We start from the raw sequence: 13,018 nt of genomic DNA on the forward strand, positions 1-13,018 counted from the left end.
CTGCGGGCCACGAGCCTAGCCTAGGACCATGGCCACCAAGGGTAAGCAGCAGTCCACCGCGCGCTCCTCAGCGCCGGGGAAGAGTACTGCCCCCGCGAAAAAGCGCCGCCCGAGCCCTGCGGTGTATCGTCGCCGTCGCCAAGTGGTTTTCGGTGGGCTGCTGCTGGTGATCGCCTTGATCGTGGTCGCCGTCGTGTCCATTGGCGGTGCCATGGGTGGGCAGCCCGGGCCGCAGGCTGTCAGCACAGCGGAGCCGTCCCAGGTGCCGTCGCAGGGAAGTGTGCCGTCCGGGACCGCATCGCCGTCTGCTTCGCCCACGCCCGTGTGCGACTTCAACCTCATGACGGTCGCCGCCAAGACCGATAAACCCGCCTACGGTCCTGAGGAAAAACCGCTGCTCACCATGACCATCACCAACGGTGGCACCGCCCCGTGCGAGGTCAATGTGGGGACATCCCAAATGGAGTACCTGGTGATGAGCGGCGCGGACCGTATTTTTTCGTCCAAGGACTGCCAGGCCGGTAGCGAAGACCTCATCAAGACCATCCAGCCCGGCAAGAGCGAAACCGCGAACTTCCCATGGCAGCGCAACCGCACACTGGAAGGCTGCGGGGCGATCAACGCCAAGCCAGGTGGCGGCGGCGCCTATTACACGTTTGAGGCCCGGCTGGGAAACAAGGCCAGCCCCAAGGCAGTCTTCCAGCTGAACTAGGTTCCGGCTGGCCAGCGTCCGACCACGGCAGCCGGCTTAGAGGAAGCGGTCCAGCAAGCTGGCCTCGGCCATGCGGCTCAGGCCTTCGCGCACTGTGCGGGCACGCTGGTCGCCAATGCCGTCCACTGTCATGAGGTCATCGATGGTGGCGGCCATCAGGTTCTGGAGCCCGCCGAAGTAGTCAACCAAGCGATCAGCCACAGCCTTGGGCACGGACTTCAAGCCCGAAAGCAGACGGTAACCGCGCGGCTGGACAACTGCGTCCAACTGCTCCACTCCGCCGGCGAAACCGATGATGTGGGCGATGCGGCTAAGGTCGATCAGTTCGGTGGGGCCCAGATTGAGGAGAGCCTGGACGGCTTCCTCAATTTCTTCGGGCGTGGCGTCCGGATCGGAGTAGTCGCGGATGATGACGTCGCTGCCAGGACCGCGGCCCATGGTCAGTTCTTCCACCTGGAGTGACAGCAGGCGGCCGTCCTCACCGAGTTCCAGGACGTACTGTGCGATTTCCTCGGAGATGCGGCGGACCATTTCCTGCCGCTGCAAGGTGACGGCAACGTCCCTGACAGTGACCAGGGCCTCGATCTCCAGCGCCGAAAGGGAACTGGTGACCTGGTCCAGCCTGGCGCTGTACCGTTCCAGCGTTGCCAAGGCCTGGTTGGCGCGGGCCAGAACCTTCTCTGAGCCCTCCAGCACGTGGCGCAAGCCATTGACGTACAGCGCGATGATCTGCATGGACTGGCTGACGGAGATTACGGGAACGCCGGTCTGGATGGCCACGCGTTCAGCCGTGCGGTGCCGGGTGCCTGATTCCTGGGTTTCGATGCTTGAATCCGGGACCAGTTGGACAGCAGCGCGGACAATGTTGCTGGCGTCCTTGTCACAGATGATGGCGCCATCCATCTTGGCCAGCTCGCGCAGGCGGGTGGGGGAGAAATCGATGCCGATATCGAACCCGCCGGAACAGATGGAATCGATGGTGCGGTCATAGCCCAGGACGATCAGGGCACCGGTCCGTCCGCGGAGGATGCGTTCCAGGCCATCACGCAGCGGAGTTCCGGGTGCGACTCTGGCCAGGGTCGCCTTGAGCGACTCTTCCGGGCTCCGGGCCATAGGGTTTCCCTTCGAATGTGCAAGCCTCGGCTCACAGACATGCTGAATCCGGCGTCAGCGGAGCTCGCAAAAAATGCCCGAATGACGACAAGCACAATGATAGGGCTTCCGCGGACCGTTAACCGCACCAGCAAGCCCCAAAGTGGGTCATTTCGTGATGTTCGGCGGTGCCCGGAAAACGGTGGGGCGGCCAATTGGCGGATACCCTATTTCCGCCAATTGGCCGCCTGCCCTCTAATTCCGGCCGCGTCCGAGGCCAGTCAGAAGAGCCCCGCCGGCCTCGCGCCACAAGCCATGGCTTCCCGATCCGGCTGTGTTCTGTTCCAGATATCTAATCCAATCGCGGTACTCCGTAATATCCCGTCCTTCGGCTGCGGCCACGGCGTCACAGGCAAAACCCACGGCTTTGCTGCCATCATCCAGCGTGATGGATCCCAGCAGCATGGGTTCGGGCAGTTCAGCCAGGAAGGATCCCAGCGCTGCCTCGGAGAGCAGCCACCTCTCGGCCACGAGCCCGGCCCCGCGCGCTGATCGCACCACCCCCGGCTTGGGTGGCGTTGTCTCCAAGGCCACCATCCGGTACTGGGCCGCGGTGGTCACATGCCCGTCCCAGAACGCTCCCCGGTCTTCGAGTTGGGACGCCAGCGGCTGCCCTTTGCGATGCGCCCCCACCACTACAAGAGGTACGACGGCGGCTCCCGCAGCAACCGGCCAGGGAACCTCGGGAGCGGGGGACTGAGCCGCCGCGGCTCCCACGGCTCCCGCGGCTCCCGCAGCGAACAGCTCGGGCAACTCCGGGGTGAGCTCGATCCGCCGGGCAATGTCCGCGGCCACGCCGTCCTCGAACGTCCGGGCAACCACGGTGAGGCCGAACTGCGACTTACTGCGTGTATCAATGCCGCTTGCGTCAACGCCTCCTGTTTCAACGCCGCTTGCGTCAACGCCGCCGTTCTCGGTGACGGTGCCCGCCGGTACCGCAACAGCGCTGAGGTCGAAGAGGTTGCAGAAATTGGTATAGGTGCCCATCCGGGAGTTGGCCCCCACAGGATCGGCCGCCACCTCAGCAAGCGTTGGGTGGAAAGGCGCTGTGGGAACAACCAAGGCGTCGAAGCCGTCCAGACGCTCCATGGCCTGGTACTTGAGTTGCTCCAACGCCGCAGTGTCCGCAACGTATTGGTGCGCCGGTACCTTGCCCGCGGCGCTGATGATGCCGGCGACTGTGGGGTCCAGCGTCGCGGCAACCCCGCCGGAATTAGCCACCCCGCCGGAATTAGCCACCCCGCCGGACTGGGCTGCCCCTCCGGACGCACCTGTCCCGTCGGACGAATCTGCCCCGCCCATCGTCACCGAGTCAATGAAGCTGCCGACGGCGGCATAGCGTTCGGCCACCAGTCCGCCGTCGTACAGCAGCCGGGCCGCCTGCAGGAAGACGTCCAGCTCGATTGCTTCGGCCACCACCCCCGTTGCACGGAGCCGCTCAATCTGCGCCTGAAATTCCGCCGCCCACGCCTCCGAAAGGGCCGGCAGCGCAGCGGGATAGGCCACCCGCGGAGTGGAAGGCGCGGCGACCCTGACGTCCGTGGGCCAGGCACGGCCGTCCCCTGCCATGACGCCCATGGCCAGTTCGGCAGTGGCGAGGTCCCGGGCAAAGATCGTGGCGGTATCCCAGGAACGGCAGGCCGGGACCACGCCCTCGGTAGAGACCACGCCCAGTGTCGGTTTGATGCCCACGATTCCCTGCAAAGCGGCGGGAATCCGGCCCGAACCGGCGGTGTCCGTGCCGATGGCAATGTCCACCAGACCCAAGGCCACCGCCACCGCGGAGCCTGAACTGGAGCCCCCCGAAATCCGGTCGGGTCGCCGTGAATCGCGGACGGCTCCGTACGGGCTCCGGGTTCCCACGAGTCCCGTGGCGAACTGGTCCAGGTTGGCAGCCCCAAGCACCAGCGCACCAGCTGCGCGAAGCCTGGCCACCGGCACCGCATCCCGGGTTGCTGTCCCGCCAAAGCCGGGGCACGCCGCCGTCGTGGTCATCCCGGCAACATCCACGTTGTTCTTCACGGCTAGCAACAGGCCCGCCAACGGCAGGTCCTCCCCGGCGGCCGTCGCGGCATCCAGCCGTGATGCTTCCGCGAGCAGCTCATCCCGCCCGCGCAGGTGGATCCAGATTTCAGGACGGTCGACGGCGTCAATCGCCTCGAGCGCGGCCAGGACGCGTTGCACTGTGCTTCCGTGACGCCCGGTCATGAGGAGCTCCCTTCCAGGACGAGGGCTGGTTCCCGGACCTCTGCAGGCTCCAGGACCACCAAGGCTTCGCCGGCGACCACCTGCGCGCCGGCCGAGGGCAGGACGCGATGCACGACGCCGTCCACGGGAGCTTGGATGACCGTCTCCATCTTCATCGCCTCAAGGGAAACCAAGGGCTGGCCTGCAACCACCAGGTCGCCGGGTTCCACATCCACTTTCCACACGCTCGCGGCGAACGGAGAGGTCACCAGGGTGCCGCCGTCGGGCACAACGACGTCGTCCGCCGGCGGAGCGGGGGAAACAGCCTGCTCGGCACGGTCAAACTCACCGGCTTCCTCCCACGCTTGGCGCTCCACAGCGAAAGCGGCCGACTGGGTTTCCCGGAACTCTGCAATGGAGACACTGTTGCGGTCCAGGAATTCCTCATGCTCGGCAAGGGAGAAGGTGCCGTCCTCAATCTCCACGCCACGGCCCCGGCCGGCAGCCATGTCCGCCCGAAGGTCCAGCAGTTCCTCGGGGCTGACGGGGTACCAGGAAATGCGGTCGAAGAACCGGAGCAACCACGGGGAGCCCGGCTCAAATGGTGAGGCGTCCGCGTAGCGGGACCAAACCTGCGTTGTCCGGCCCACGAACTGGTAGCCGCCTGGGCCCTCCATGCCGTAGATGCACATGTAGGCCCCGCCGATGCCCACGGCATTCTCAGGAGTCCAGGTGCGGGCGGGGTTGTACTTGGTAGTGACAAGCCTGTGCCGGGGATCCAAGGGTGTTGCCACAGGGGCGCCAAGATAGACATCGCCCAGTCCCAGCACGAGGTATTCGGCGTTGAAGACGGTATCGAAAACCTCGTTCACGGAGTCCAGGCCGTTGATCCTGCGAATGAACTCGATGTTCCACGGGCACCACGGGGCATCATCGCGGACACCGGCCATGTACCGCTCGATTGCTTCGCGGGTGGCGGGGTCATCCCAGGACAACGGGAGGCGGACGCTGCGGCTGGGCACCACCAGCTCCGAGCTTGCCGGGAGGGATGCGTCCACCTCCCGCACCAGGCCCAGGAGTTTGGACGTGGGAAGGACTGACGGGTCGGCCTTGATCTGGAGGGAACGGATGCCCGGGGTCAGATCCACAATGCCCGGCACGCGGAGGCGCTCGAGTTCCTGGTGCAACGCGTGGACGCGGGCACGCAGGCCAAGGTCCAGCACCATGTCGCCATACTCCACCAAAAGGTTGTCATCACCGGATCGGCGATAGGTGACCGCAGGCCGGCCGTCGCCTTCGGGCACCCGGCCCAGCACGCCGTCGTCGCCGTCGCCGCGGAGCAACCCGGCGGCGCCGGATGCCGTGCCGGAAGCCGGGCTCGATGCCGCGCCGGATGCCGAGCCGCTGCCCGTGGTGAAACCGGCGCTGCCTGGCAGAACAAGCTGCCTCGCAGCGCCCAGTTCCTTGACCGACGGCGCCTCCACCGAGCGGATGGGCACCAATCTCACCTTGTCCCCGGGACGCAGCTGCCCCAGCTTCCAGCGCTCGCCGGTCACAACGGTTACGGGGCAGACGAACCCGCCCAGGCTGGGGCCATCCGGACCCAGCAGGATGGGGGTGTCGCCGGTGAAGTCCAGGGCACCAACGGAATAGGCGGTGTCGTGGATGTTGGAGGGGTGCAGTCCGGCTTCGCCGCCATCGTTGCGGGCCCAGCGAGGTTTGGGTCCGATCAGGCGGACACCAGTGCGCGCCGAGTTGAAGTGGACCTCGTATTCGGCGGCGTAGAGCTCCTCGATGTCCTCGCGTTGGAAGAATTCGGGCGCACCGTGGGGTCCTTCCACCACTTTCAGCTGCCATTCGGTGGTGAGCATGGGGCGGCTTTCCGCGGGAACAGGACCAGGGACGGTCTCAGGAAGGTGTCCGGCCACTGTGCGGAGGACGTCACTGGCGCGGAGCACCCTGCCGCCGTGGCCGCCAAACTGGCCCAGCGTGAAGGTTGAGGCGCTGCCGAGGTACTGGGGAACGTCCAGCCCGCCTTCAAAGAGGACGTAGCCCCTCAGTCCCGATCCATCAGCGGAGCCGACGTCCAGGAGGCCATTCTCCGGGACCGTGATGGGTTCCCAGGTGCTGGCCGGATTGCCGTTGACGGTCACGGTGACGTCCGCACCGGTGACGCACACCGTGGTTGCGTGCGTAAAGCGGAGCGCCGGACCCGCCATGGTGAATTCCAGGCCGGGGACACCTTCGGGGTTGCCCAGCGCGGTGTTGCCCAGCCGGAACGACAAATCATCCATGGGTCCACTGGGCGGCACGCCGATCTGCCACAGCCCGGTCCTGCCGGGCCAGTCCTGCACGCTGGTCTGGAGCCCTGGCCGTTCAACAGTGATCCGCGGCTCGGGATCACCCACGGTGTTCAGGGTCCCGGTTGAATGCTTCGCGTCCCGGACCACGCCCATCCCGGCCACGGCCCGCAGCATGCCCAGATTGGTTTCGATGCCATCAATTCGTGTTCCTGCCAGCGCATCAGCCAGGGCGTCGAAGGCGGCGTCGCGGGTTGCCCCGGAAGTAATGATCTTGCCCAGCAGGGGATCGTAACTGGTGGAGACTTCGCTGCCGGTCTCCACCCAGGCGTCAATGCGTACGACGTCGGAGCTTGGGTATTGCGCGTTGGTGACGGTTCCGGCGCTGGGCTGGAAGTTCCGGGCGGGGTCTTCTGCATAGATGCGGGCTTCCACGGCGTGTCCTGAAACGGGCACACTGTCCGGCACGCCATCAAGCACTGGTTTCTGCTGTGCGAGGTCCAGCATCCACTGCACCAGGTCCACGCCCGTGATGGCTTCGGTGACCGGGTGCTCCACCTGCAAGCGTGCGTTGACTTCCAGGAAGGAGGCTTCCTGGCGGACGGGATCGTAAACAAACTCCACTGTGCCTGCAGAACGGTAGCCCACGGAGGCGCACAAGGCGCGGGAGCTTCGGTGCAGTTCCTCGCGCAGGGCTTCCGGCAAGTCCGGCGCCGGCGCTTCTTCCACTACTTTCTGGTGGCGGCGCTGCAGTGAGCAGTCACGGTCACCGAGGCTTACCACCCTGCCCTCACCGTCACCGAACACCTGGACCTCGACGTGGCGGGCGTGCTCGATGTAGCGCTCGGCAAAGACGCCTGCCGTTCCAAAGCTGGAGCTGGCCAGGCGGGCCACCCGCGAGTAGTTGTCGCGAAGTTCGGCGTCGTCACGGCACACGGCCATGCCAATGCCGCCTCCGCCGCCCGTGGCCTTGAGCATGAGCGGGTAGCCAATAGTCTCTGCGGCAACAACGGCTTCGTCCAGGTCTGCCAGCAGGCCGGACCCGGCGATCATGGGAACGCCGGCCCGTTGCGCAGCGTCGCGGGCGGTGTGCTTGGTCCCGAAGATCCTCAGCTGCGCCGGAGTGGGTCCCACGAACACCAGGCCTGCCGCTTCCACTGCTTCCGCGAACGCAGCGTCTTCGGACAGGAATCCGTAGCCGGGGTGGACGGCGCCGGCCCCGGTGGCTGCTGCCGCTTTGAGGATGGCTTCTACCTTGAGGTAGGACTCCTTGGCCGGAGCAGGTCCCAGGAGGACTGCCTCGTCGGCGAGCTTCACATGCTTTGCGCCTCGGTCAGCTTCGGAGAAGACGGCCACCGTGCGCAGCCCCGCTTTCCGGGCGGATTCGATGATCCGGCAGGCAATCTCGCCACGGTTGGCAACCAGAAGGGTGTCGAAACGGTTCATGCGCGGGCCTCCGGACGTGTGACGATCATGCGAACCGGCGTGGGGTTGAAGCCGTTGCAGGGGTTGTTGATCTGGGGGCAGTTGGACACCAGCACCAGCGTGTCCACCTCGGCGCGGAGGGCCACGCGCTTTCCGGGCGCGGACAGCCCGTCCACGATCCCCAGGGCGCCGTCGGGATCCACCGGCACGTTCATGAACCAGTTGATGTTGGACACCAGGTCCTTCTTGCCGAGGTCCCACTTGGCGCCTTCAATCAGGAAGTTCTCAACGCAGGCGTGCTGTTCATGGGTGTGCTGGCCGTAGCGGAGGGTGTTGGATTCCTGCGAGCAGGCACCGCCGATGGTGTCGTGGATACCGACTTCATCGGCCACCACCGTCATGAGTTCCTGGCCGCTGTCTGCACGGAGTACGGAGCCGGTGGTCAGGAAGATCGAGCCCTGGGTTGCGATGGTCACAGCAGCGGAGTACCGCGTGCTGGTGTCCTTGGCGGCGTAGAGGATGCAGTCCACGGCCTGGTTGCCGTCGAGGTCCACGATGGTGAGGACATCGCCGGCCGCCACCACGGCGGACCACGGACCGCGGGCTTCCACCAGTTCGTCCAGAATTACTGTCCCAGGGATCAAAGCAGGGGCTGTTGCCACGGCGTTCATGCGGAAGTCCTCGCGTTGTAGTCGGATTCTGTGTTGTGGAGGGCAAGTCGCCCTTCGGGGCGAAGGTCGACCCCGAGGGTGCCGTCCCTGAGCGCCTCGAGGTCCTGTGGAGACTGCCAGGCAACGATGTCCACAGGGCTGCCGGTGAACTCCTCACGCGGGTCCAGCGGGTGGGCGGTATTGGCCAGGACCAGCACCGCATCCATGTGGAGGAGAAGTTCGACGGCGGCACCGTCACCGGCGCTGCCAACGAACCGGATGCTGCCATCAGGGTCCACGGTGATGCCCTTGAAGAACGAAATCGACGGCGGCAGTTGCCTTTGGCTGACCCCGTGCTTCATGCCGCCAAGGGTGAGGAGTTCGCGGCCTGCCGGTGATGCACTGTGCGCTGATCCGGCACCGTACTTGGCGGTGTTGCCGGCAAGGTGCGTGGTGCCGGTCAGGGCATCGTGCTTGCCAGAGGAGTCGGCCACGACGGTTGCCATGAGCCGGCCGGCGTCGGAGAGGAGCGGGTGCCCTGCGGTGATGTAGGCCTGCCAGGGAACCTTGACGGTGTCCGCAACATTGATCCTCTCGTGCTGGGCCCCGCTGCGGATGATGACAGCGTGAACGCAAGCATCGCCGTCGAGGTCTGTGATCCTGATGCGGGTCCCGCGGGCAAGTTCCAGGTGCGTATAGCGGCCGAAGGCCAGCGTTTCGGCCCAGGTCAGCGCGCCCGCTGCCTCCATGGGGAGGCCTTCCGTGAGACGCGCAGGGGCCGATGTGGGCGGGATGTGGATCATGGTTTCGGCCGTGCGCCCGTGCTGGGCCCGGGCGTGCAGTTTGGCGCCGGTTGTTGTGGCGGTGCCGGGAGCGCTTTCGAGAGTCTGTGTCATGGCAATCATTTCTGTACTGGTGCTGGAACAGGTGCTGGTAAGGAGGCTCTGCTGGTGCTTGGGCAGGCGGTGGGGGTCAGGCGGAACCGGCGGTGGCGGGGTCAGCCGGCGTTGGTGGATTCCGCAGCCGTTGCGGCCTTGTTTTCGCGGATCCGGATATTCCGCCGCACCCAGATGCCCAGGAGCAGGACTGCGCCAACCATGAGGGGAGCGGAGAAGAGCAGGATCCCGTGTTCGCCGGAGGGGTCGTACACCTCGGGGCGTGGCCAGGAAAGGTTGATGACCATCAGGGCGCCGTAGAGCACGGCCAGGATGTTGACGGGCAGTCCCCAACGGCCCAAGGAGAAGAGTCCTGCCGGCATGGTCTGGCCCACGCGGTCCCAGTCGCCCCGGAAACGGCTGAGCAGCTGCGGGACCGTGACCATCAGGTACGCCAGGTACACCATCACGATGCACACACTGCAGAGGGTGGTGAAGAGCGCGGAGTTGCCGATGTTGATGGCCAGGATTCCCACAGCCAGGGCGCCGATCGCGATGGAGGGCCACATGGGAGTTCCGCGCTTGGCGTGGACCTTTGCGAGGCTGACCGAGGCCGGGAGCTTGCCGTCCCGGGCCATGGAGAACACCAGCCGTGAGCCGGCTGTTTGGATGGCCAGGGTGCAGACGAAGATGGCGATTGCTACGTCCACCAAGAGCACCTTGCCCCAGAACGTGCCCAACACGGCAGTCAGGACGTAGGGGAGTCCCTCGGTGGCGAGCCTGCCGTCGTCGAGGCTTGGCGCTGCCATCAGTGCGGCGATAATCATGAGTCCGCCACCAATGCCCGAAATGATGAGCGCGGACAGGATGGTGCGCGGTGCGGTCTTCCGGGGGTTCTTGGTTTCCTCCGACAGTTCGCCGGCGGAGTTGAAGCCCACCATCACGTAGGCGGCCATCAAACCGGAGACGAGGAAGGCACCCACGGCGCCGAGGTCTGAGGTGGTGACAACGCTGACGTCCGCCACTACTTCCGGGCCGCGCTGTGCGGCTGAGAACAGGGCCAGGATGACCGCCGCGACGCCCACAATCTCGCAGGTGACGCCAATGGAGTTCACATGGGACATCAGCTTCACGCCGAGGCAATTGATCACTGTTGTGATGACCAGGAGGATGGCGCCGAGGATGACGGCGTTGGCTGCTCCGGTGGGGGACGCCAACGCGGGGTCACCGCCCACCATCTGCAAGCCGTCCCACAACTGGGGGAGGACCACCTGGAGGGCGATTGCCGCCGCCGCAGCTGTAATGACCTGGGCGATCGACATGAACCAGCCGGCAAACCAGCCCACCACCTCACCGCCCATGCGGCGCGACCACTGGTAGACGGCGCCGGACAGTGGGTAACGGGCGGCGAGTTCGGCGAAGTTCAGGGCCACCAGAAGCTGGCCGACCAGTACAACCGGCCAGGTCCAGAAGAAGGCCGGTCCGGCGAAGGAATAGCCGAAGGCGAAGAGCTGGAAGATGGTGGTGAGGATGGAGACGAACGAAAAACCTGCGGCAAACGATGCGTAACGGCCCAGCTTGCGGTGCAACGTGGGCTGGTAGCCAAGGGCTGTCAGGTCTGCGTCGTCGGTGCGGTTGGCCGTCGTCGAAAGGGTGGAAGTCATCGGGTTTCTCCGTGTCTGGAACGGGATGTGGGACCAGCCCGGAGAAGGTTTGACTGCCCTTCCGGAATATCGGTCACTTGATAGTTTTCCAGCGCGGTGTCCCCACGGCGTTTCGGCAATGTAAAGCCTTGGTTACCGCTCGTTTCGGGAATGTAAAGGAATTCTCACCGTCTCTGCGGGACTCCCGGAACGGCCTTTTTGGTGATGCTGCGATGCAAGAATGAAAGCGTGACTACAACCGGACCGGGACGCCCCCGAAAACAGCAAGCGGTACGTCCGGGAGCTACTGCACGGGACGAGATCCTCGACGCTGCGGCTGAGCTCTTCACAAGCCAGGGGTTCGCCAACACCTCCACCCGGGCTATTGCTGACGCGGTAGGAATCCGGCAGTCATCGCTCTATCACCACTTCTCCACCAAGGACGAGATCCTCGGGGAGCTGCTCGGCGGGACGGTTTCCACCAGCTTGGATTTCGCCCGCGCCATGCGGGATCATTCCGACGACGACGGCCTGGAAGCTTCTGGGGCACGGTTGCACGCGGTGGTCCTCTTCGACGGTTCGCAGCTCTGCACTTCCCGCTGGAACCTCGGGGTCCTCTACCACCTGCCGGAGGCCAGGGCGGAGATCTTCCAGCCCTTCATGGCGGCACGGACGGAACTCCGGACCATCTACGGGGAGTTGGGGCGGGGCGTTGCATCCTCCCCTGGGGACCCGGACCTCGGAGACACTGCTTTTCGGCTGGTGGAGTCGCTGATCAACCTCCGCGCGGACGGGCTGATCTCCAAGGACTCGGCGTCCACCACGGCCGACACGGTGACGATCCTTGCCGGCCTGAGGGAAAAACTCCCGGCGGTGAGGGCTGCCAGCGACGAACTCATCGCGAGAACAGCAGCCGGAGATGGCAAATGATGGACGTGCTGGCCTTCTCGTTCGCTATGCCACCTACTATGGCCTGCGCACATAGATTGGAGAGCCGCAGAATGTTCAGGCGACTATTCCAAGTCATTGCCCTAGCCTTGGTGCTGACCGCGTTCTCAGCATGTGGGTTAGACAGCGCAACTCCCGGCACCATCCCTAAACCAGAGTTGCGGGACGGCACTGTCCAGAAGGTGATGTCCTACCTGCACGCCAAGGACGTTGAAGGCCTCCAGAACATGGCCTTCGACGAGTTTGTTGGCGTCGCTTACTCCGCCAATGACTGGGTCGCCACCTGGGGCGGCGTGCAGGACACGGGTTACGAAGTCTCTTACGAGTCCCCGGGCGGAACTACTTACTACCACACCACAATTAGGGCAACGGCCGCGGACGGTAAACCTATTGAAATTCGCATCTCACTTAGCTGGGCAGTAGACCATTGGGCCGTCGGCCGCCTCTGATCCGGCCCTTCCAGCGAAAAGCGCCTAGTAATCCACCTGCCGCTTGAGTTTGTTCCCGAGCCACAGCATCGCCAGGCTTACCACCAGGAAGCCGACGGAGATAGCGAGGGCAAACACCACCACGCCACCCCAACCGCCTGCACGGGCCGGGTCAATGAACCAGTACGGGTACCAGTTGACGAAGGCGCCCCGGACCAGGCTGTAGACCAGGTAGCCGATGGGGTAGAGCAGCCAGTACCAAACGTGTTTGAGCTGCAGGGTTGCCCGCGGTGGTTGGAAGAGCCAGTCAGCCACCATCACCACGGGGATCAGGTAGTGGACCACAAAGTTGACCCAGGGGAGCAGGGAACCGAGGTCTTCGCCCGCCAGCAGCGCACCAAACACCAGCCCCACTACGGCCATGGCGATCGTGGCCGTGCCACGGGTGACATCGTCCGCTTCGGTGGGCCTCTTCCGGATCAGCACCCGGTAGCCGCTGATGAGGAGCACCAAGGCTGCGAAGATGTTGGACAGGTTGGTGAAGTAGCTGAAGAAGTTCCAAAGGTCATAGCCCAGGCCCAAGTGAACTGTCAGCTGCGTTCCCACTGCCACCAAGGTCAGCAGGCCAAAGAAAAAGCGTCCCCCGATAAGCACGTTCCGTTTGGTCATGTTCCCCATCCTTGCCGACCCCGCGCCAC

10 protein-coding genes are annotated in these 13,018 nt (G+C 65.0%); 3 read left to right on the forward strand and 7 right to left on the reverse strand.

Translation table 11 applies throughout. From position 1 onward, the window contains the following. Positions 1-28 precede the first annotated feature (28 nt). Positions 29-712 (forward strand): hypothetical protein, encoded by a 684-nt coding sequence (locus tag LDN85_RS01125; RefSeq protein WP_026541663.1) that lies wholly within the window; start codon positions 29-31, stop codon positions 710-712. Positions 713-748: 36 nt separating this feature from the next. Here LDN85_RS01125 and disA read toward each other — a convergent pair whose 3' ends face one another. The 6 genes from disA to LDN85_RS01155 form a co-directional block, all read right to left on the reverse strand. Continuing rightward, the gene (gene disA, locus LDN85_RS01130) at positions 749-1,825 is read right to left on the reverse strand and encodes a DNA integrity scanning diadenylate cyclase DisA (RefSeq protein WP_024819020.1); all 1,077 of its coding nucleotides are present in this window, start codon (positions 1,823-1,825) and stop codon (positions 749-751) included. 234 nt (positions 1,826-2,059) lie between these two features. Then, positions 2,060-4,072 (reverse strand): amidase family protein, encoded by a 2,013-nt coding sequence (locus tag LDN85_RS01135; RefSeq protein ID WP_223944368.1) that lies wholly within the window; start codon positions 4,070-4,072, stop codon positions 2,060-2,062. Further along, complete coding sequence (gene uca / locus LDN85_RS01140; protein WP_026547980.1) at positions 4,069-7,797, reverse strand: urea carboxylase; 3,729 nt, start codon at positions 7,795-7,797, stop codon at positions 4,069-4,071. Before uca ends, LDN85_RS01135 begins: the two co-directional genes overlap by 4 nt. Further along, entirely contained in the window at positions 7,794-8,447 is a 654-nt protein-coding gene (locus LDN85_RS01145) for an urea amidolyase associated protein UAAP2 (protein ID WP_026541666.1), read from the reverse strand. The genes uca and LDN85_RS01145 overlap by 4 nt, the downstream gene beginning before the upstream one ends. Then, entirely contained in the window at positions 8,444-9,322 is an 879-nt protein-coding gene (locus LDN85_RS01150) for an urea amidolyase associated protein UAAP1 (RefSeq protein WP_026547981.1), read from the reverse strand. The genes LDN85_RS01145 and LDN85_RS01150 overlap by 4 nt, the downstream gene beginning before the upstream one ends. Positions 9,323-9,423: 101 nt before the next feature. After that, entirely contained in the window at positions 9,424-10,965 is a 1,542-nt protein-coding gene (locus tag LDN85_RS01155; protein ID WP_026547982.1) for an amino acid permease, read from the reverse strand. Between the two features lie 228 nt (positions 10,966-11,193). Here LDN85_RS01155 and LDN85_RS01160 point away from each other — a divergent pair, with 228 nt between their 5' ends. Then, positions 11,194-11,874 carry a TetR/AcrR family transcriptional regulator gene (locus tag LDN85_RS01160; protein WP_026547983.1) on the forward strand — a complete coding sequence of 227 codons (681 nt, stop codon included), beginning with the start codon at positions 11,194-11,196 and terminating at the stop codon, positions 11,872-11,874. Between the two features lie 71 nt (positions 11,875-11,945). Continuing rightward, positions 11,946-12,341, forward strand: a complete 396-nt coding sequence (locus LDN85_RS01165; protein WP_139183529.1) for a hypothetical protein — start codon at positions 11,946-11,948, stop codon at positions 12,339-12,341. Positions 12,342-12,365: 24 nt separating this feature from the next. On the opposite strand, the gene LDN85_RS01170 is transcribed toward LDN85_RS01165, so the two are convergent. Continuing rightward, the gene (locus LDN85_RS01170) at positions 12,366-12,989 is read right to left on the reverse strand and encodes a Pr6Pr family membrane protein (RefSeq protein WP_026547984.1); all 624 of its coding nucleotides are present in this window, start codon (positions 12,987-12,989) and stop codon (positions 12,366-12,368) included. Between the last annotated feature and the right edge of the window lie 29 nt (positions 12,990-13,018).

Origin of the sequence: Arthrobacter sp. StoSoilB20 (assembly GCF_019977295.1) — a bacterium.
Lineage (GTDB): Bacteria > Actinomycetota > Actinomycetes > Actinomycetales > Micrococcaceae > Arthrobacter > Arthrobacter nicotinovorans_A.

Excerpts from the sequence above, each read along its gene's own strand:
- LDN85_RS01170 (WP_026547984.1), bottom strand. The coding sequence starts at position 12,989 with ATGACCAAACGGAACGTGCTTATCGGGGGACGCTTTTTCTTTGGCCTG.
- LDN85_RS01150 (WP_026547981.1), bottom strand. The coding sequence starts at position 9,322 with ATGACACAGACTCTCGAAAGCGCTCCCGGCACCGCCACAACAACCGGC.
- LDN85_RS01135 (WP_223944368.1), bottom strand. The coding sequence starts at position 4,072 with ATGACCGGGCGTCACGGAAGCACAGTGCAACGCGTCCTGGCCGCGCTC.
- LDN85_RS01145 (WP_026541666.1), bottom strand. The coding sequence starts at position 8,447 with ATGAACGCCGTGGCAACAGCCCCTGCTTTGATCCCTGGGACAGTAATT.
- uca (WP_026547980.1), bottom strand. The coding sequence starts at position 7,797 with ATGAACCGTTTCGACACCCTTCTGGTTGCCAACCGTGGCGAGATTGCC.
- LDN85_RS01155 (WP_026547982.1), bottom strand. The coding sequence starts at position 10,965 with ATGACTTCCACCCTTTCGACGACGGCCAACCGCACCGACGACGCAGAC.
- LDN85_RS01165 (WP_139183529.1), top strand. The coding sequence starts at position 11,946 with ATGTTCAGGCGACTATTCCAAGTCATTGCCCTAGCCTTGGTGCTGACC.
- LDN85_RS01125 (WP_026541663.1), top strand. The coding sequence starts at position 29 with ATGGCCACCAAGGGTAAGCAGCAGTCCACCGCGCGCTCCTCAGCGCCG.
- disA (WP_024819020.1), bottom strand. The coding sequence starts at position 1,825 with ATGGCCCGGAGCCCGGAAGAGTCGCTCAAGGCGACCCTGGCCAGAGTC.